This is a genomic window from Desulfosediminicola ganghwensis, assembly GCF_005116675.2.
GTDB classification, from domain to species: domain Bacteria; phylum Desulfobacterota; class Desulfobulbia; order Desulfobulbales; family Desulfocapsaceae; genus Desulfopila; species Desulfopila ganghwensis.
On the sequence record NZ_CP050699.1, the window covers coordinates 5,053,689 to 5,069,831 of the forward strand.

The 16,143-nt window shown below is 46.2% G+C and carries 30 protein-coding genes; all 30 read right to left on the reverse strand.

Features of this window, described 5'->3' with window-relative positions:
• Positions 1 to 81 precede the first annotated feature (81 nt).
• A complete protein-coding gene (locus FCL45_RS21765; protein WP_136798059.1) occupies positions 82 to 1,119 on the reverse strand; it encodes a DNA-directed RNA polymerase subunit alpha in 1,038 nt (345 codons plus the stop codon).
• 173 nt (positions 1,120 to 1,292) lie between these two features.
• The gene (gene rpsD, locus FCL45_RS21770; protein WP_136798060.1) at positions 1,293 to 1,922 is read right to left on the reverse strand and encodes a 30S ribosomal protein S4; all 630 of its coding nucleotides are present in this window, start codon (positions 1,920 to 1,922) and stop codon (positions 1,293 to 1,295) included.
• Between the two features lie 48 nt (positions 1,923 to 1,970).
• Positions 1,971 to 2,369, reverse strand: a complete 399-nt coding sequence (gene rpsK, locus FCL45_RS21775; RefSeq protein WP_136798061.1) for a 30S ribosomal protein S11 — start codon at positions 2,367 to 2,369, stop codon at positions 1,971 to 1,973.
• A gap of 29 nt (positions 2,370 to 2,398) precedes the next feature.
• Positions 2,399 to 2,767 carry a 30S ribosomal protein S13 gene (rpsM, locus tag FCL45_RS21780; RefSeq protein WP_136798062.1) on the reverse strand — a complete coding sequence of 123 codons (369 nt, stop codon included), beginning with the start codon at positions 2,765 to 2,767 and terminating at the stop codon, positions 2,399 to 2,401.
• 46 nt (positions 2,768 to 2,813) lie between these two features.
• Positions 2,814 to 2,927 (reverse strand): 50S ribosomal protein L36, encoded by a 114-nt coding sequence (gene rpmJ / locus FCL45_RS21785; protein ID WP_136798063.1) that lies wholly within the window; start codon positions 2,925 to 2,927, stop codon positions 2,814 to 2,816.
• 13 nt (positions 2,928 to 2,940) lie between these two features.
• On the reverse strand, positions 2,941 to 3,177 hold the full coding sequence (gene infA, locus FCL45_RS21790; RefSeq protein WP_136798064.1) for a translation initiation factor IF-1: 237 nt from the start codon (positions 3,175 to 3,177) through the stop codon (positions 2,941 to 2,943).
• 84 nt (positions 3,178 to 3,261) lie between these two features.
• Positions 3,262 to 4,020, reverse strand: coding sequence for a type I methionyl aminopeptidase (gene map / locus FCL45_RS21795; RefSeq protein ID WP_420811245.1), 759 nt, complete (start codon positions 4,018 to 4,020; stop codon positions 3,262 to 3,264).
• A 36-nt stretch (positions 4,021 to 4,056) separates the two neighbouring features.
• Positions 4,057 to 5,361: a preprotein translocase subunit SecY gene (secY, locus tag FCL45_RS21800; RefSeq protein ID WP_136798065.1), complete on the reverse strand. Its 1,305-nt coding sequence runs from the start codon at positions 5,359 to 5,361 to the stop codon at positions 4,057 to 4,059.
• A 59-nt stretch (positions 5,362 to 5,420) separates the two neighbouring features.
• Positions 5,421 to 5,873 (reverse strand): 50S ribosomal protein L15, encoded by a 453-nt coding sequence (rplO, locus tag FCL45_RS21805; protein WP_136798142.1) that lies wholly within the window; start codon positions 5,871 to 5,873, stop codon positions 5,421 to 5,423.
• 4 nt (positions 5,874 to 5,877) lie between these two features.
• Positions 5,878 to 6,060: a 50S ribosomal protein L30 gene (rpmD, locus tag FCL45_RS21810; protein ID WP_136798066.1), complete on the reverse strand. Its 183-nt coding sequence runs from the start codon at positions 6,058 to 6,060 to the stop codon at positions 5,878 to 5,880.
• 76 nt (positions 6,061 to 6,136) lie between these two features.
• On the reverse strand, positions 6,137 to 6,649 hold the full coding sequence (gene rpsE / locus FCL45_RS21815; RefSeq protein WP_136798067.1) for a 30S ribosomal protein S5: 513 nt from the start codon (positions 6,647 to 6,649) through the stop codon (positions 6,137 to 6,139).
• Between the two features lie 27 nt (positions 6,650 to 6,676).
• Complete coding sequence (rplR, locus tag FCL45_RS21820) at positions 6,677 to 7,042, reverse strand: 50S ribosomal protein L18 (RefSeq protein ID WP_136798068.1); 366 nt, start codon at positions 7,040 to 7,042, stop codon at positions 6,677 to 6,679.
• A 50-nt stretch (positions 7,043 to 7,092) separates the two neighbouring features.
• Positions 7,093 to 7,632 carry a 50S ribosomal protein L6 gene (gene rplF, locus FCL45_RS21825; protein WP_136798069.1) on the reverse strand — a complete coding sequence of 180 codons (540 nt, stop codon included), beginning with the start codon at positions 7,630 to 7,632 and terminating at the stop codon, positions 7,093 to 7,095.
• Between the two features lie 22 nt (positions 7,633 to 7,654).
• Positions 7,655 to 8,053 carry a 30S ribosomal protein S8 gene (gene rpsH, locus FCL45_RS21830; protein ID WP_136798070.1) on the reverse strand — a complete coding sequence of 133 codons (399 nt, stop codon included), beginning with the start codon at positions 8,051 to 8,053 and terminating at the stop codon, positions 7,655 to 7,657.
• A 61-nt stretch (positions 8,054 to 8,114) separates the two neighbouring features.
• Positions 8,115 to 8,300 carry a type Z 30S ribosomal protein S14 gene (locus FCL45_RS21835; RefSeq protein WP_136798071.1) on the reverse strand — a complete coding sequence of 62 codons (186 nt, stop codon included), beginning with the start codon at positions 8,298 to 8,300 and terminating at the stop codon, positions 8,115 to 8,117.
• Positions 8,301 to 8,351: 51 nt separating this feature from the next.
• Entirely contained in the window at positions 8,352 to 8,891 is a 540-nt protein-coding gene (rplE, locus tag FCL45_RS21840; RefSeq protein WP_136798072.1) for a 50S ribosomal protein L5, read from the reverse strand.
• Between the two features lie 35 nt (positions 8,892 to 8,926).
• Positions 8,927 to 9,259, reverse strand: coding sequence for a 50S ribosomal protein L24 (gene rplX / locus FCL45_RS21845; protein WP_136798073.1), 333 nt, complete (start codon positions 9,257 to 9,259; stop codon positions 8,927 to 8,929).
• Positions 9,260 to 9,315: 56 nt separating this feature from the next.
• Positions 9,316 to 9,684, reverse strand: a complete 369-nt coding sequence (rplN, locus tag FCL45_RS21850; protein ID WP_136798074.1) for a 50S ribosomal protein L14 — start codon at positions 9,682 to 9,684, stop codon at positions 9,316 to 9,318.
• Positions 9,685 to 9,743: 59 nt separating this feature from the next.
• Positions 9,744 to 10,004 (reverse strand): 30S ribosomal protein S17, encoded by a 261-nt coding sequence (gene rpsQ / locus FCL45_RS21855; RefSeq protein WP_136798075.1) that lies wholly within the window; start codon positions 10,002 to 10,004, stop codon positions 9,744 to 9,746.
• Between the two features lie 72 nt (positions 10,005 to 10,076).
• The gene (gene rpmC / locus FCL45_RS21860; RefSeq protein ID WP_136798076.1) at positions 10,077 to 10,265 is read right to left on the reverse strand and encodes a 50S ribosomal protein L29; all 189 of its coding nucleotides are present in this window, start codon (positions 10,263 to 10,265) and stop codon (positions 10,077 to 10,079) included.
• The gene (gene rplP, locus FCL45_RS21865; protein WP_136798143.1) at positions 10,262 to 10,678 is read right to left on the reverse strand and encodes a 50S ribosomal protein L16; all 417 of its coding nucleotides are present in this window, start codon (positions 10,676 to 10,678) and stop codon (positions 10,262 to 10,264) included. The genes rpmC and rplP overlap by 4 nt, the downstream gene beginning before the upstream one ends.
• A 51-nt stretch (positions 10,679 to 10,729) precedes the next feature.
• Complete coding sequence (gene rpsC / locus FCL45_RS21870; RefSeq protein WP_136798077.1) at positions 10,730 to 11,377, reverse strand: 30S ribosomal protein S3; 648 nt, start codon at positions 11,375 to 11,377, stop codon at positions 10,730 to 10,732.
• Positions 11,378 to 11,408: 31 nt separating this feature from the next.
• A complete protein-coding gene (gene rplV, locus FCL45_RS21875) occupies positions 11,409 to 11,744 on the reverse strand; it encodes a 50S ribosomal protein L22 (protein WP_136798078.1) in 336 nt (111 codons plus the stop codon).
• 47 nt (positions 11,745 to 11,791) lie between these two features.
• A complete protein-coding gene (gene rpsS, locus FCL45_RS21880) occupies positions 11,792 to 12,067 on the reverse strand; it encodes a 30S ribosomal protein S19 (RefSeq protein WP_136798079.1) in 276 nt (91 codons plus the stop codon).
• Between the two features lie 17 nt (positions 12,068 to 12,084).
• Positions 12,085 to 12,906 carry a 50S ribosomal protein L2 gene (gene rplB / locus FCL45_RS21885; protein WP_136798080.1) on the reverse strand — a complete coding sequence of 274 codons (822 nt, stop codon included), beginning with the start codon at positions 12,904 to 12,906 and terminating at the stop codon, positions 12,085 to 12,087.
• A gap of 83 nt (positions 12,907 to 12,989) precedes the next feature.
• Positions 12,990 to 13,277 (reverse strand): 50S ribosomal protein L23, encoded by a 288-nt coding sequence (locus FCL45_RS21890; protein WP_136798081.1) that lies wholly within the window; start codon positions 13,275 to 13,277, stop codon positions 12,990 to 12,992.
• A complete protein-coding gene (rplD, locus tag FCL45_RS21895; protein ID WP_136798082.1) occupies positions 13,274 to 13,897 on the reverse strand; it encodes a 50S ribosomal protein L4 in 624 nt (207 codons plus the stop codon). The genes FCL45_RS21890 and rplD overlap by 4 nt, the downstream gene beginning before the upstream one ends.
• Before the next feature lie 37 nt (positions 13,898 to 13,934).
• Positions 13,935 to 14,564: a 50S ribosomal protein L3 gene (gene rplC, locus FCL45_RS21900; protein ID WP_136798083.1), complete on the reverse strand. Its 630-nt coding sequence runs from the start codon at positions 14,562 to 14,564 to the stop codon at positions 13,935 to 13,937.
• Positions 14,565 to 14,609: 45 nt separating this feature from the next.
• The gene (gene rpsJ, locus FCL45_RS21905; RefSeq protein WP_176360112.1) at positions 14,610 to 14,921 is read right to left on the reverse strand and encodes a 30S ribosomal protein S10; all 312 of its coding nucleotides are present in this window, start codon (positions 14,919 to 14,921) and stop codon (positions 14,610 to 14,612) included.
• A gap of 12 nt (positions 14,922 to 14,933) precedes the next feature.
• Positions 14,934 to 16,124, reverse strand: coding sequence for an elongation factor Tu (gene tuf, locus FCL45_RS21910; RefSeq protein ID WP_136798084.1), 1,191 nt, complete (start codon positions 16,122 to 16,124; stop codon positions 14,934 to 14,936).
• Between the last annotated feature and the right edge of the window lie 19 nt (positions 16,125 to 16,143).

The following is a 16,143-nucleotide window of genomic DNA, read 5'->3' on the forward strand; positions in this document are numbered from 1 at the left end:
GTGCCTATCCTCAACACACCCGGACGTGCCGCCGGGTTTGACTCATATTCTAAAATTTCAGTAAAGGCGCCAGCCCTACCCCTAATCTTCTTCTTTTTCGCGATCGCAAGGGCGAACCCAATTCTCGAACTTCATACCGAGAGTAAGATCCATCTCTGCGAGCAGGGCCTTGATCTCATTAAGGGACTTACGTCCAAAGTTCTTGGTCTTCAGCATTTCCTGATCAGTCTTCTGCGCAAGATCACCAATGTAGTGAATTTCCGCATTCTTCAGACAGTTAGCAGAGCGTACTGAGAGTTCAAGATCCTCAACCGGTTTATCGAGGTATGGATTCAGCGGTTCGCTGTCAGATACATCTCCCTCATCCTTGGCAGGTTCAGCTTGCTCTTCATCGAAGTTGATGAAGATAGACATCTGATCCTTCAAGATTTTGGCAGCATATGCCAGACCATTTTCAGGTCTCACACTTCCATCTGTCTCAATTTCGATGGTCAGCTTATCGTAATCTGTCTGCTGACCAACACGAGCCTGTGCGATAAAATACTGGATCTTTTTGATCGGGGTGAAGATTGCGTCAATCGGAATCTGCCCAATGCTCAGATCGTCTTTGTTCTGTCTTTCTGCAGGTTGATATCCTTTACCCCATTCAACAGTGAATTCGGCTCGGAAATTTGTTTCTCCTGTCAGGGTACAGATTACCTGCTCCGGATTCATTACCTCTACGAACGCATTTCCAGCGATGTCTGCAGCGGTAACCTGCCCGGGGCCGGTTTTATCAATAACCACGACCTGCGCATCTTCTGAATTCAATTTCAAACGTACCTGCTTGACGTTAAGGATGATTTCACTTACATCCTCCATCACGTCTTTCAGGGTGGTGAATTCGTGCAGAGCGCCTTCAATTTTAACAGTAGTGATCGCAGCGCCCTGGATGGATGACAGAAGTATTCTGCGCAATGAATTTCCGATCGTGGACGCGAATCCCCGCTCAAGCGGTTGACAAACAAACTTACCATAAGACTCGGTATGCTTAGCCCTGTCTACCTCAATTTTCTCGGGTTTGATCAGCTCGCGCCAGTTACGGTAAAACGGTATTTTTTCTTCGGCAGCTTGCGTCATATGTTCCTTCTTTGCGTTTCTGTTAGCTGTTTTATTAAACTACCGTGAAGTCAAATAATTTCCACAGGCTAAACAGCCTGAATCTCCACGGCAATGCCTCCCTGAACGCTGACAATAATAAACAGATAACTCCCTCGTGCTGAAGGAGTAATCTGTTAGACACGGCACTTCTATTACTTGGAGTAAAGCTCGACGATGAGCTGCTCCTGAATCGGCATTGTGAGCTCTTCACGGTTCGGCAGAGCTTTCACAGTAGCCTTGAAGTTATCTTTATCCAGCTCCATCCAGGATGGCACACCGCGACGTACAACAGCTTCAAGATTTTCAGTGATCTGTCCATTCGCACGGCTCTTTTCTTTGAGAGTAATTACATCACTCTCAGAAACGAGGAACGAAGGAATGGTCACTTTACGGCCGTTAACCAGAATGTGCTTGTGAAGTACGAGCTGACGAGCCTGATTACGGGAAGAAGCAAATCCGGCGCGGAAAATTACATTATCAAGACGTCTTTCGAGCAGGATAAGCAGGTTCTCACCAGTTACACCTTTCTGTCTCTCAGCTTTCTCAAAAGTCAGGCGAAACTGACCTTCGAGCATTCCGTACATAGCCTTTACTTTCTGCTTCTCGCGAAGCTGAACTGCGTAGTCAGAGAGCTTTTTGAAACGAGCCTGTCCATGCTGACCAGGTCCGAACGCACGGCGCTCAAAAGAACACTTATCAGAGTAACATCTGTCACCCTTGAGATACAGTTTAAGATTTTCTCGTCTGCAACGACGACATGCAGCACCTATATTTCTAGCCAACTTAGGCCTCCATTTATATAATAAATTTTCGTATATCGCTCAACGTGGTTATACACGGCGGCGTTTCGGAGGTTTGCAGCCGTTATGAGGAATCGGTGTTACATCATAAATTCTGCTTACCTCAAAGCCGGTATTGACAAGTGCCCGCAGTGCAGCTTCACGACCAGGTCCTGGTCCTTTAACTTTCACTTCTACTTTGCGCATACCAAAATCCGCCGCCTTCTTGGCAGCATCTGCTAATGCGTTCTGGGCAGCAAAAGGAGTGGACTTACGGGATCCTTTGAACCCGAGAACACCAGCGCTACACCAGGAAACCACGTTACCCTGCTTATCAGAGATAGTTACAACAGTGTTATTGAACGTGGAGTAGATAAAAACAATGCCTTCAGGCACATTCTTTTTAACTCTCTTTTTGGATCGTGCCTCAGCACGCTTCGCTCCAGCCATATCTTTTACCTGTTCGTTTAATCGATCGTTTATTTACGGCGTGCCGCTGCTCCACGACGCGGGCCCTTACGGGTTCGCGCGTTGGTCTTAGTTCTCTGCCCACGTAATGGAAGACCCATACGGTGACGACGACCACGGTAACAGCCAAGATCCGTAAGACGTTTGATGTCCATGGACACCTCGCGCCTGCGATCACCCTCTACTACATAATCAGCTTCAATAACCTGACGAAGTCTATTGACATCCTCAGCGTTAACGTCATCGCTGTTCATGGTGTATGGAAGATCTACAGCATCGAGAATCTTCCTGGCCGAGGTGAGCCCGATACCGTGAATATAAGTTAATGCTATGTCTAAATGCTTGTTTTTTGGGAGGTCAACTCCAGCTAATCGTGCCAAAACCTATCTCCTTAGAGGAAGTGAATATTTAGCGTAAAAAGTTTGATTATCCCTGGCGCTGCTTATGCTTTTTCACCTTACAGGAGACACGCACAACACCGTTACGCTTAAACACTTTACAGTCACTGCATATTTTTTTTACCGATGCACGCACTTTCATAATAATCAAACTCTCATTTTCTCTTTTTGGCGTTTTTTGCCCTAAATGTAACTCTGCCCCTTGTCAAGTCGTATGGGGAGAGTTCTACTGTTACTCTATCACCAGGCAAAATTTTGATAAAATGCATTCGCATTTTTCCTGATATATGGGCTAGAACTTTATGTCCGTTATCGAGCTCCACGCGGAACATAGCGTTCGGCAGTGGCTCGATAATAGTACCTTCAACTTCAATAGCTTCTTCTTTTGCCATGGAGGCTCCTGAAAAAAGTAGATTTCAACTCAAAAGCGAGGAATATAATACATCTCGGGAAAAATGAGAAGTATTATTTGTTCTTCAAACGAAATTTTCACGAGAACTCAATATTAAAGGACCATTGTCGGTCACAGCAACTGAGTGCTCAAAATGTGCTGAAGGCTTCTTGTCAGCTGTAATTACTGTCCAACCGTCACGCAACACCTTTACTTTGTAAGTCCCAAGGTTCACCATCGGCTCGATGGCAAGTACCATACCAGAGATGAGTTTAGGTGAGCGCTCGCCTTGGAAAAAGTTAGGTATTTCCGGCCCTTCATGTAATGCAGTGCCAATTCCATGCCCAACAAACTGACGAACTATGGAAAAGCCCTCTTTTTCAACATAACCTTGAACAGCTTTTGAAATATCGCTAATGCGATTTCCAGGAACAACCTGTTCTATGGCTCTGTCGAGAGACTCCTTCGTCACATCCAAAAGCCGCTGCTTTGCAGAATCTATTTTTCCAATAGGGATGGTAACTGCGGAATCACCATAGTACCCTTTAAACTTTACTCCGAAATCGACAGAAAGAATGTCGCCCTTTCTGAGCTTGCGTTTTCTGGACGGAATGCCGTGAACAACCTCCTCGTTTACAGAAACACACAAACTTCCGGGAAAACCACGGTAGCCCTTGAAAGCCGGGACTGCATTTCTCTTGTGACAGAGAGCCTCAGCCATCTGATCAAGCTCCAGGGTGGTCATTCCCGGTTCAGCTGTTTTTAAAAGCATGCAGAGAGTCTCAGCGACAATCTGATTTGCTTCCTGCATAATTTTTATTTCATCGGGGCTCTTAACCACGATTGATTTTCCGCAACTCGGATCAGCGCAACTCACGTATTACTTCCTACCCCGAATTTTACCCTGCTTCATGAAACCTTCGTAGTTTCGCATGTGCAGATGAGATTCAACCTGCGAAATGGTATCAATACAGACACCAACTACGATAAGCAGAGCTGTTCCCCCAAAGTAGAACGGAATGTTAAATTTGGAGATCATAATCGTAGGCAGTACACATACGGCACTGAGATATATTGCTCCCACCACGGTAAGCCTTGTTAGAACCTTGTCAATAAACTCGGCTGTTTTCTTGCCTGGGCGAATACCCGGGATAAAGCCGCCATTCTTTTTGAGGTTCTCTGCTACATCATCCGGTTTGAAAGTGACTGCTGTATAAAAGAAACAGAAGAACACAATCATGAATGTATAAATAATGTAGTAGTAAACGGTACCTGGATTCAAGGCTGCAGAGGCCTGTTGAACCCAATCAACCTGTATAAAGCTTCCTATGGTGGCAGGAAACATCATGATTGAAGATGCAAAAATCGGTGGAATAACACCAGATACATTTATCTTCAAAGGAAGATGTGAACTTTGTCCACCGTACACCCTGCGTCCGACAACACGCTTCGCGTATTGGATCGGGATTCTTCTCTGTGAAGTCTCGCAAAAAACGATGAGTCCGACAACACAAAACATGAATGCAAGCAGCAACGGAACGAAGAACATTCCTATTTCTCCGGCCTTCACCAACTGAAAAGAGTTGACGATTGCTGAAGGAATACCGGCCACAATACCAGCGAAGATTACCAGGGAGATACCGTTACCAATACCTCTTTCAGTAATTTGCTCGCCAAGCCACATTATAAACGCTGTACCTGAGGTAAGAGTTATAATGGTCATGAGGAGGAAAGGTAGACCCGGATTGAGAACAATGGGCTCTCCTCCAGGACCTGTCATTCCCTCAAGTCCCATGGCGATAAAAGTACCCTGGATAATTGAGAGTACTACTGTGCCGTAACGCGTATATTGCGTGATTTTCCTCTGCCCAGCCTGACCCTCTTTCTTGAGTTGCTCTAGCTGCGGAATAACCACGGTCAGAAGCTGGATGATAATCGATGCACTAATATAAGGCATAATGCCAAGTGCAAAGATGGAGAAATTCTCAAGCGCTCCGCCGGAGAACATATTGAACATTCCAAATAAAGTTCCGGCGTTCTGATTAAAGAAACTTGCCAGTGCTTCGCTGTTAATCCCGGGTGTTGGGATCTGTACACCCATCCGGTAAACAGCCAGCATGATAATTACGAAGAATATTCTCTTACGCAACTCTGGAATGTTAGCAGCATTCTGCAATCCACTCATTGTAAATCCCTATGATCGATCCAAACTTGAAGAAACGCATCACCGGCCAAAGCCGTATCTTATTTAGATACGGCTTCTGCCTGAATTACCTCGCCGCCAGCAGCTTCAATAAGCTCCTTAGCTTTACCACTGATCTTCTCGACCTGGACTTTAACCGGCTTGGTTATAGCACCATTGGCGAGAATCTTAACGAGTTTGCCTGGTTTAACCATTCCAGCCTCAGCGAGAGCAGCACTGGTGATTACATCAGCACCCTCGAAAGCTTCCAGCTGGTCCAGAGAAACAAGTGCGTATTCTTTTTTGAAGATGTTGGTAAAACCACGCTTCGGCAGACGACGCTGCAGAGGCATCTGACCACCTTCGAAACCTGGTTTGATACCGGAACCTGATCTGGACTTGAATCCTTTGTGACCACGACCAGCTGTCTTGCCGTGTCCGGATCCTGGGCCTCTTCCAAGGCGCTTCCTCTGTTTGGTTGCACCTTTCTGAGGAGACAGATTGCTTAAATCCAACATGTTATACCTCCTCGATCTTTACCAGGTGATGCACCTTGGCGAGCATTCCTCGCAGCTCAGGTGTATCTTTTCTGGTAATAGTCTTATTCATTTTGGTAAGCCCAAGCCCGGTCAAAGTAGCGCGCACCTTTTGGGTGCTGCCGATTCCACTTTTGACCAGAGTGAATGTAATTGTCTCGGCCATTTGACTACCTTCTATTTGGAAATTTGAAAAAGCTCCAGGCGCATAAAATAGAATCTGTGCACCTTAAGCTTAAAAATTACGCTGTGATTTCTTCCACAGTTTTACCGCGCAGTTCAGCAATCTTCTGAGCACTACGCAAGCTGCGGAGTCCATCGAGAGTTGCTTTAACCATGTTGTGCGGATTGTGAGAACCAAGGCACTTAGTCAGGATGTTTGAAACACCTGCAGCCTCAAGTACCGCACGAACAGGACCACCGGCAATAAGTCCGGTACCTGCAGATGCCGGCTTGAGCAGAACACTGCCCGCACCGTACTGGCCGATAATCTCATGTGGAATGGAAACATCGGTCAGAGGAACTTGCTGCATATCGCGACGGGCTTTCTCTACACCTTTACGGATCGCCTCAGGAACCTGGTTTGCTTTGCCAAGACCGTAGCCGACTTTTCCTTTACCATCTCCTACAACTACAATGGCACTGAAAGAGAAGCGTCTACCGCCTTTAACGACCTTAGCAACCCTGTTGATAAATACTATCTTTTCGATCAGTTCCTCAGTATTCTCAGCTTTGGAACGTTTGAAATCAGACAAGGGACACCCCCATTATTTTGTATGACATTAAAATTTCAGACCGCCTTCACGGGCCCCTTCTGAAAGCGACTTAACCCGCCCGTGGTAGATGTAACCACCGCGATCGAAGATAACATCTTCAATGCCGGCTGCCTTTGCCCGCTCAGCGATTTTCATTCCAACAGCTTTTGCAGCTCCAGTTTTACTGGCATCCTCACCAACAGCGAATTCTTTATCGATGGTGGACATTGCTGCAAGAGTACGACCTGCTACGTCATCAATAATCTGAGCGTAAATGTGCTTGTTGCTTTTAAATACTCTAAGACGTGGCCGCTCGCTTGTACCTGTGATCTTTTTTCGAATTCTACGGACACGCTTCGCTCTCGCGACTGTCCTGGGATTCGTCTTAGCCATAGTTCTATTCCGTTATAAATTTTACCTGCAACGTAAAACGTTACGAGAAATTATTTAGCACCAGCTTTACCGACTTTACGTACGATATGTTCATCTTCGTAGCGAATACCTTTGCCCTTGTATGGCTCAGGTTTTCTGATCTGACGAATCTTGGCGGCGGTAAGGCCGAGGAGATTTTTATCAATAGATTCAAGTGTAATCTTGTTGGCGCCTTCAACGGTTGCCTGCACTTCTTTGGGAAGTGTAAAGTCAACTGGGTTGGAGAATCCTACATTCAAGGTGAGATTGGAACCGGCAACATTTGCCTTGTAACCAACACCTTCGATAATCAAAGTTTTTTTGAAACCTTCGACAACACCAATGATCATGTTGTTTACGAGGCTACGGAACAGACCGCGGAACGCATTTGTTTTTCTGCTTTCGTCACGACCATTTACAATAATTTGATTGTCCTCGAGCTTAATTTCAACTTCAGGACGCGCTTCAAGTTCCAGACTTCCTTTATTCCCGGTAACTGTGATTTGCTGACCCATGATGTCAACTTTCACTCCAGCGGGCACAGGAATTGGTTGCTTACCAATACGAGACATAATTACCTCCTTATTTGCGAAATTACCAAATCTCGCAAATGATCTCCCCGCCAGTGTTCAGGGCCCTTGCTTGTTTATCAGTGATGATGCCTTTCGAAGTAGAAACAATTGCCACACCAAGTCCGGAAAGGACTGTGGGAATTGCGCTTGCTTTGGCATACTTTCGGAGACCAGGCTTACTTACACGTTTAATGCCCCTGATCACAGCTTCACCATCCGGGCCATATTTCAAGGTAAGAGTAAGCGTTCCTTGAACTCCTTTGTCGGAAACTTGATAGTCGTTGATAAAGCCTTCATCTTTCAGAACCTTGGCGATATTCACCTTTACGTTCGATTTAGGCATGTCAACGGTATCAAATTTTACCATTACTGCGTTTCGGATCCTGGTCAGCATATCTGCCAGGGGATCGCTCATTGACATAGCGAACACTCCTTATTCTGTTTAAGTAATCTACTAATCAAACAAAGTTGGTTTTGCTGGTTTACCAACTCGATTTGGTAACACCAGTGATTTCACCACTGGACGCCAGCTTACGGAAACAAATTCTGCAGATACCGAACTTTCTGATGAAAGCTCTAGGACGTCCGCAGATTGGACATCTGTTGTACTTCCGCACACCAAACTTTGGTTTACTTTGTGCCTTAGCAATTATGGATTTCTTAGCCAAAACGACCTCCAGATTTTCTCTTTAGTTATCCTCAGTACAAAAATACCGATTCTATTTTTTGAAGGGCATTCCCATCTTCTTCAGAAGGAAACAAGCTTCTTCGTCAGTATTTGCAGAGGTTACGATTGTGATGTTCAAGCCTTTGATCTTGTCGATCTTATCGTAATCAATCTCTGGGAAGATGATCTGCTCCTTAACACCCATGGAGAAGTTTCCTCTACCATCGAACGTCTTTGGAGAAAGTCCACGGAAGTCACGTACACGTGGCAAGGCGATGTTGACCAGCTTGGAGAAGAAATCTAACATCTTCTCACCACGAAGGGTAACCCTACAACCAATCGGCATTCCCTCACGAAGCTTGAATGTCGCAATGGACTTCTTAGCCTTGGTTACAACTGCACGCTGACCAGCAATTTTGGTCAACTCATCAGCCGCACCCTCAACGATTTTCGGGTTCTGTACAGCTTCACCCAATCCCATATTGAGAATGATCTTCTCAATCTTGGGAACCTGCATGGCATTTTTATAGCCAAATTCCTCTTTGAGAGCCGGAATGGCCTCATTTATATATAATTCTTTCAGCGCACCCATGTATATACTCCTAGCGTGTAAGCCTTATCGTTATATTATTTGGACTCGATGGACTCGCCGCAGCTTTTGCAGTAACGAACCTTGGTGCCATCATCCAGTTCTTTCTTACCGATACGACCAGTCTTGGTGCACTCGGGACAGATAAGCTGGAGATTCGAAACATGGATCGGGGCCTCTTTCTCGACGATCTGGCCCTGCTGGCCCATCTCAGTCGGTTTGGTGTGGCGCTTGATCATGTTAATGCGTTCAACAACCGCCTTATTCTCAGCCGGCAGCACACGTAGGACTTTACCAACGCGGCCCTTATCTTTACCGGCGATCACTTCAACCTGATCATCTTTTTTCAGGTATGTTCTACCCTGTCTCATTTTCAATACCTTTATTCAGTCAATGTATCTCAATGTCGAGAACGATTTGCAATCGGTTAAAGTACTTCCGGGGCCAATGAAATAATTTTCATAAAACCCTGGTTTCTCAGCTCACGGGCAACCGGGCCGAAAATACGAGTACCGACCGGCTCACCGGACCCTGAAAGAATGACTGCTGCGTTCTCGTCGAATTTAACCCAGGTTCCGTCCATGCGTTCCATCTCTTTGGCGGTACGAACGATAACGGCCTTCATGACCTCACCCTTCTTAACCTTGGCGTGCGGAATAGCTTCCTTAACAGCAACCGTGATAACGTCACCAATTCCAGCATAGCGCCTTTTGGAGCCGCCAAGAACTTTGATACACATTACCTTCTTGGCACCGGAGTTATCGGCAACATTGAGTATTGTTTCTGTTTGAATCATAATTTCACCTGATATCTTATCTGTAGCAGTTCAGGCGTTTTCCCCTGGGGAGAAAACGCTTATACAGCCTGCTGCAGTATGGTTTTAACACGCCACCGTTTTTTCTTACTCAGTGGACGACATTCCTCGATAAGAACAGTGTCACCAATGTTGCAACAGTTCTCAGGATCATCAGCCAGGTACTTGACGCTGGTTTTCACATATTTGCCATACAGTTTGTGACGAACCCTGCGCTCGACCCGGACGACAACACTCTTCTCCATTCTGTTGCTAACAACAGAACCGGTTCTTGTCTTTCTGGACTTTGTATTTTCACTCATAATTTAATCAATTCGTGATGTAGTAGTGCGAGGATGTTACCATTTTTAAATTTATTTTGAGGAGCCACCTTACTAAGCGGCTACCTCATTACGAACGGTCTGTATCCTAGCAATATCTTTTCTAATTTTTTTCAAACGCGAGGTATCTTCAAGAGGTCTGATTCTGTGCTGAAATGAAAGATTTCCAAGTTCTTCACACAATTCTTTCTCTTTCTTGATCAATTCTTCGTCGGACATTTTACGAATGTCTACTGCTTTCATAAAGTGGTCCTCCTGGTGATCACTTTTGTTGGGAACGGCAATTTGTTGCCGGCCAGCGTAAGTGCCTTCACGGCAAGTGTCTCATCTACACCAGCAACCTCGTAGAGGATCTTGCCAGGTTTAATTGGTGCTACCCAGTACTCTGGACTACCTTTACCTTTACCCATGCGAGTTTCCGCTGGCTTCTTGGTGATCGGCTTGTCCGGGAATACACGGATCCAAACTTTACCACCACGCTTCATAGTTCTGTTGATGGTAATACGTGCAGCTTCAATCTGCTGGGCGGTCATTTTGCCACAGCCTAAAGCTTTCAAGGCGAATTCACCGAAAGAGATGGAAGATCCGCGGTATGCGGTACCTCTCATTCTTCCTTTGAAGACCTTTCTATGCTTAACCTTTCTTGGACTTAACATCATTTACTCCAGATAAAAATTTGGATGTGTGCTCTGATTGCTGATCCTGGCTTATGCAGCCGGTGCTTCTTTATCGCTCAGAACTTCGCCTTTAAATATCCAGACTTTTACACCGATAATACCATAAGTGGTATTTGCTTCGGCAAGAGCGTAGTCAACATCCGCACGCAGTGTGTGCAGAGGTACACGGCCCTCACGAACCCATTCGCATCTGGACATCTCAGCACCACCGAGACGACCGGAACAAGAGATCTTGATTCCCTGTACGCCAAAACGAAGTGCGGAGTTAACAGCTTTTTTCATGGCGCGTCTGAAAGCAACACGTCGCTCAAGCTGTGAAGCTATGGATTCTGCAACAAGCTGAGCATCAGCTTCAGGACGACGAACTTCCTGAATATCCAGAGTCACTTTGCGACTTACGAGTTTTTCGAGATCTTTTTTCAGGATCTCAATCTCGGAGCCTTTCTTTCCAATTACGATACCCGGTCTTGCGGTAAAGAGCTTGGCGCGAACTTTCTCGCCGGTACGCTCGATAACGACTTTAGCAAGACCTGCATGCTTAAGACGTTTTTTCAGGAACTTTTTAATTTTCTGGTCTTCGAGCAGATAAGACGAATACTCTTTATCTGCGTACCAGATTGAGTCCCAGGTCCGGGTAATGTTCAGTCTGAGTCCTAGTGGATTTACCTTCTGGCCCAAAACAACCTCCAAAGAGTGCTTAGTCTAAAATTTATTCATTCTCATCAAGAATGACAGTGATATGACTGGTTCTCTTGATGATACCGGTTGCCCGTCCCATTGCCCGCGGACGAATCCTTTTCAGTGATGGGCCACCGTCGATCATTATCGTCTTAACATACAGATTATCAACGTCGGCCTGATCGTCCTGAGTTGCGTTCGCTACTGCAGACTCGATTACCTTACGCAGAATACCCGCTCCCTTCTTAGGCATGAAGCGAAGGGTGGTTATGGCTTGATCTACGTTCATGCCTCTAACCACATCTGCTACCAATCGTGCCTTCTGTGGGGATATTCTAATATATTTCCCTACGGCTCGTGCTTCCATAGTATGTACTCCCAATGAGTCGTACCAGAAACTGTGATGTTTCTATATTATTTTTTACCTTTCTTGTCTGAAGCGTGTCCATAATAGGTTCTGGTCGGTGAAAACTCACCGAGTTTGTGACCTACCATGTTCTCAGAGACAAAAACTGGTATGAATTTTTTTCCATTGTGTACTGCAAAGGTCAGTCCAACCATCTCAGGACTAATGTCCGAGCGACGAGACCAGGTTTTGATAACTTTGCGAGAACCAGACTCTAAAGTCTGCTGGACTTTCCTCATCAGGTGATCGTCAATGAATGGACCCTTCTTAATTGAACGGGACATACGTTACTCCTTGATTATTATGATCTCTTCTTGACAATATACTTGTCTGAAGCCTTCTTCTTCCGGGTCTTGTATCCTTTTGTCGGATAACCCCAAGGAGTACAAGGATGACGTCCACCGGAACTCTTACCTTCACCACCACCCATTGGATGATCAACAGGGTTCATGGCAACACCACGAACGTGTGGTCTATTGCCCTTCCATCTGTTACGACCGGCTTTACCGAGCTTGGCGCTGCCGTGCTCGCTGTTGCCTACAGAACCGATACAGGCGCGACAATTCTTGTGGAATTTTCGAACCTCACCGGAAGGCAGACGTACCAGTACGTATTCACCTTCTTTAGCCATGAGCTGAGCTGAAGCACCAGCTGAACGCACGAGCTGTGCGCCTTTACCGATCTTCATCTCAAGGTTGTGAATAACAGTACCAAGCGGGATATTATTCATCGGCAGGCAGTTGCCGGGCTGGATATCAACGTTATCCCCTGCAACTATTACATCGCCTACAGCAACTCCGTTTGGAGATAAAATGTAACGCTTTTCACCATCCACGTAGCTGAGCAGTGCGATATTAGCAGATCTGTTCGGATCATATTCAATCGCTACCACTTTAGCGTCGATTTCAGTTTTGTCACGCTTGAAATCAATTATACGATATTTACGTTTGTGTCCACCGCCAATGTGGCGTGAGGTAATACGTCCGTAATTGTTTCTTCCGCCGGTCTTTGACAGGCTTGTCACCAGACTCTTTTCCGGGCGTTTGCTGGACAGGTCAGGATTCTTAATTGATACCTGGTGTCGCTTACCGGCTGATGTTGGTTTATATGTCTTAATAGCCATGGTTTCCCAATCGCTCCATCATGATAAAATTAGATAGAATCATTCAATATGAGAGAGTTTACAGCACGTTGATCATTTGCTGATTACAGTTCGTCAGCAAAGTTAATCTCACCTTCAGCGAGGGTAACGTACGCTTTTTTCCAGTCATTGGTCATTCCAATTTTCTGGCCAACCCTCTTCTGCTTTCCGTGCATGTTAGCAGTTCTCACGTCCTTAACTTTAACGTTGAACATGGTCTCAACTGCTTTTTTGATTTCTATCTTGTTCGCCTTGGGATGTACCTTAAAGACGACCTTGCCGCCTTCTTCCTGTAACAAGGCGGCCTTCTCTGTGAGGCAGGGCCCCTTTAAAACGCCGTAGATATTTTTCATGCCATCAACCTCTTCTCAAGGCTTTCTATTACAGGTTTTACAAGGACCAGTTTTTTGTGCAGCAGCACATCGTATACATTGAGTCCTTCCGAAGGCATAACCTTAAAGCCATTTACATTTCTGGATGAAAGCTTCAGGTTATCGTTGTCTCCGTCGATTACGATCAGACCGTTCTCGATCTCAAGCGCCTTCATCACGCCCATGAAATCTTTGGTCTTGATATCTTCCATAGCGAAGTCTTCGAGCACAACCACGTTGTTTTCCTGAAGACGAGCGCTCATGGCCATCGCCAGTGCCTGCTTTTTAACTTTCTTGTTCAGCTTGAAACTGTAATCACGTGGCTTGGGACCGAAAGTTACACCACCACCTCTCCAAATAGGAGAAGTACGGCTACCGGCGCGTGCGCGTCCAGTGCCTTTCTGACGCCATGGCTTGGCTCCACCACCGCTTACTTCAACGCGGGTTTTGGTACAGGCATTACCTGCACGACGGGCAGCGCGCTGCATCCGAACTACATCGTGGAGGATATACTCCTTCACCTCAAGATTGAAAACGTCATCGTTCAGTTCTACCTGACCGACGTTCTCATTCTTGGTGTTAACTACGTTTATAGTTGACATTATTATCTCCTCGAACCTGATCTCGTTCCGACATCAATTATTTGGAAAAAATTTTCAAAAGGCCATTTTTGGCCCCAGGAACAGGTCCCTTAAGCAGAACAACATTCTCATCTGCACGAACATCCATAACAATAACGTTCTTTTTCAGAACGGTATCATTACCCATTCTACCGGGCATCTTCTTTCCCTTCATAACGCGACTCGGCCAGGCTGAGCAACCGATTGAACCTGGTGCTCTATGGAACATGGAGCCATGTGTTGAGCAACCACCTTTAAAGCCGTAGCGCTTGACAACACCCTGGAAACCGCGACCTTTGCTGGTTCCCTGAACGTCAACAACATCACCAACCTTGAAAAGCTCCTCAATGCTGACCTCCTGACCCACCTCGTAAGAAGCGTCCGCAGCTACTCTGAACTCGCGGATGTGGTAGAAGCCATCTGAGTCAGATTTTTTCAAGTGGCCTGCAGTTGGTTTGTTAACCCTTTGCGCTTTCTGCTGGTCGAAACCAACCTGAATTGCGCTGTACCCGTCATTCTCTACAGTTTTAATCTGGAGAATCTTGCAAGGTCCTGCTTCTACAACTGTAACTGGTACTGCCTGCCCCAGTTCGGTGTAGATGCGGGTCATTCCAACCTTTTTTCCTAAAATACCCATTGTCTTTGGCATAATTGCACCCGATGCTTCAATTTACTTTGCAATATCGCCTGCCGGTTAAGGCAGCTTAATTTCAACATCGACGCCAGCGGAGAGCTCGAGTTTCATCAGCAGATCAATAGTCTGCTGGGTAGGCTCAAGGATATCCAGTAAACGACGATGGGTTCTCATTTCAAACTGTTCTCTGGACTTTTTGTCTACATGCGGTGAACGGAGAACGCAGAACTTGTTCACAGTAGTCGGCAGAGGAATCGGACCCGCCACAGCAGAGCCGGTCCTTCTTGCTGTCTCTACAATCTCAGAAGTAGACTGGTCGAGCAGTTTATGATCGTAAGCTTTCAAACGAATACGAATTTTTTCTGTAGGTATCATCGTACACCTTTATTTAATAATTTTGCTTACTACGCCGGCACCAACAGTTCTACCACCCTCACGGATAGCAAAACGAAGTCCCTCATCCATAGCGATAGGAGTGATCAGCTCGGCAGTAATAGAAACATTGTCTCCGGGCATGACCATCTCGGTTCCCTCCGGAAGAGTTACTACTCCTGTAACGTCAGTTGTTCTGAAATAGAACTGCGGACGATACCCGTTAAAGAATGGAGTATGACGGCCTCCCTCGTCTTTTCCGAGGATGTAGCTTTCTGCTTCAAACTGGGTGTGCGGAGTAATTGAACCTGGCTTGGCAAGAACCTGACCACGCTCGATATCTTCGCGCTTAACACCGCGCAGCAGAGCACCGATGTTATCACCAGCCTGACCTTCGTCGAGAAGTTTTCTGAACATCTCAACACCGGTACAGGTTGTTTTCTGGGTTTCTTTGATACCGACGATCTCGATTTCTTCACCAACCCTGATGATACCACGCTCAACACGACCGGTTGCAACGGTACCACGACCGGAGATGGAGAAAACGTCCTCAATCGGCATCAGGAATGCCTGATCAACGTCTCGTACAGGCTCTGGGATATACGCATCTACCTGCTCCATGAGCTCCCAGATACATGCTGCTTTCTCAGGATCTTCAGGATTCTCGAGTGCAAGCAGAGCTGAACCCTGTACAAACGGAATATCATCGCCCGGGAACTCGTATTTATCAAGCAGTTCACGAAGTTCCATCTCAACCAGCTCAATCAGTTCCTCATCATCGACCATGTCGCATTTATTAAGGAACACAACGATTGCGGGTACACCAACCTGACGTGCAAGCAGGATATGCTCGCGGGTCTGAGGCATAGCACCATCGGTTGCAGCAACAACCAGAATTGCACCGTCCATCTGTGCTGCACCAGTGATCATGTTCTTGATGTAGTCGGCATGGCCTGGACAATCCACGTGAGCATAGTGACGATTCTCAGTTTCGTACTCTACGTGGGCAGTGGCAATAGTGATTCCACGCTCTTTTTCTTCAGGCGCTTTATCAATATCACTGAAATCAGTGAACTTAGCCTGGCCTTTGGTTGCCAGTACACGAGTAATCGCGGCTGTCAATGTGGTCTTACCGTGATCAATGTGGCCAACAGTGCCGACATTGACATGCGGTTTAGTCCTTTCGAATTTTTCCTTAGCCATAGTAATACCCCAATTTACT

Coding starts and splice junctions, on each gene's coding strand:
- infA (WP_136798064.1), bottom strand. CDS start 3,177: ATGGCAAAAGAAGAAGCTATTGAAGTTGAAGGTACTATTATCGAGCCA.
- rplR (WP_136798068.1), bottom strand. CDS start 7,042: ATGGCTAAGACGAATCCCAGGACAGTCGCGAGAGCGAAGCGTGTCCGT.
- rplX (WP_136798073.1), bottom strand. CDS start 9,259: ATGAGACAGGGTAGAACATACCTGAAAAAAGATGATCAGGTTGAAGTG.
- secY (WP_136798065.1), bottom strand. CDS start 5,361: ATGAGTGGATTGCAGAATGCTGCTAACATTCCAGAGTTGCGTAAGAGA.
- rpmD (WP_136798066.1), bottom strand. CDS start 6,060: ATGGCCGAGACAATTACATTCACTCTGGTCAAAAGTGGAATCGGCAGC.
- rplP (WP_136798143.1), bottom strand. CDS start 10,678: ATGTTAAGTCCAAGAAAGGTTAAGCATAGAAAGGTCTTCAAAGGAAGA.
- FCL45_RS21765 (WP_136798059.1), bottom strand. CDS start 1,119: ATGACGCAAGCTGCCGAAGAAAAAATACCGTTTTACCGTAACTGGCGC.
- rplF (WP_136798069.1), bottom strand. CDS start 7,632: ATGTCTCGTATTGGTAAGCAACCAATTCCTGTGCCCGCTGGAGTGAAA.
- rpsH (WP_136798070.1), bottom strand. CDS start 8,053: ATGTCAATGAGCGATCCCCTGGCAGATATGCTGACCAGGATCCGAAAC.
- rpmC (WP_136798076.1), bottom strand. CDS start 10,265: ATGAAAGCAGTAGACATTCGTAAAATGTCCGACGAAGAATTGATCAAG.
- rplN (WP_136798074.1), bottom strand. CDS start 9,684: ATGATTCAAACAGAAACAATACTCAATGTTGCCGATAACTCCGGTGCC.
- rplB (WP_136798080.1), bottom strand. CDS start 12,906: ATGGCTATTAAGACATATAAACCAACATCAGCCGGTAAGCGACACCAG.
- rplD (WP_136798082.1), bottom strand. CDS start 13,897: ATGTCAACTATAAACGTAGTTAACACCAAGAATGAGAACGTCGGTCAG.
- rplV (WP_136798078.1), bottom strand. CDS start 11,744: ATGGAAGCACGAGCCGTAGGGAAATATATTAGAATATCCCCACAGAAG.
- rpmJ (WP_136798063.1), bottom strand. CDS start 2,927: ATGAAAGTGCGTGCATCGGTAAAAAAAATATGCAGTGACTGTAAAGTG.
- rplC (WP_136798083.1), bottom strand. CDS start 14,564: ATGCCAAAGACAATGGGTATTTTAGGAAAAAAGGTTGGAATGACCCGC.
- rpsK (WP_136798061.1), bottom strand. CDS start 2,369: ATGGCTGGAGCGAAGCGTGCTGAGGCACGATCCAAAAAGAGAGTTAAA.
- rpsQ (WP_136798075.1), bottom strand. CDS start 10,004: ATGAGTGAAAATACAAAGTCCAGAAAGACAAGAACCGGTTCTGTTGTT.
- FCL45_RS21890 (WP_136798081.1), bottom strand. CDS start 13,277: ATGAAAAATATCTACGGCGTTTTAAAGGGGCCCTGCCTCACAGAGAAG.
- rplE (WP_136798072.1), bottom strand. CDS start 8,891: ATGGGTGCGCTGAAAGAATTATATATAAATGAGGCCATTCCGGCTCTC.
- rpsS (WP_136798079.1), bottom strand. CDS start 12,067: ATGTCCCGTTCAATTAAGAAGGGTCCATTCATTGACGATCACCTGATG.
- tuf (WP_136798084.1), bottom strand. CDS start 16,124: ATGGCTAAGGAAAAATTCGAAAGGACTAAACCGCATGTCAATGTCGGC.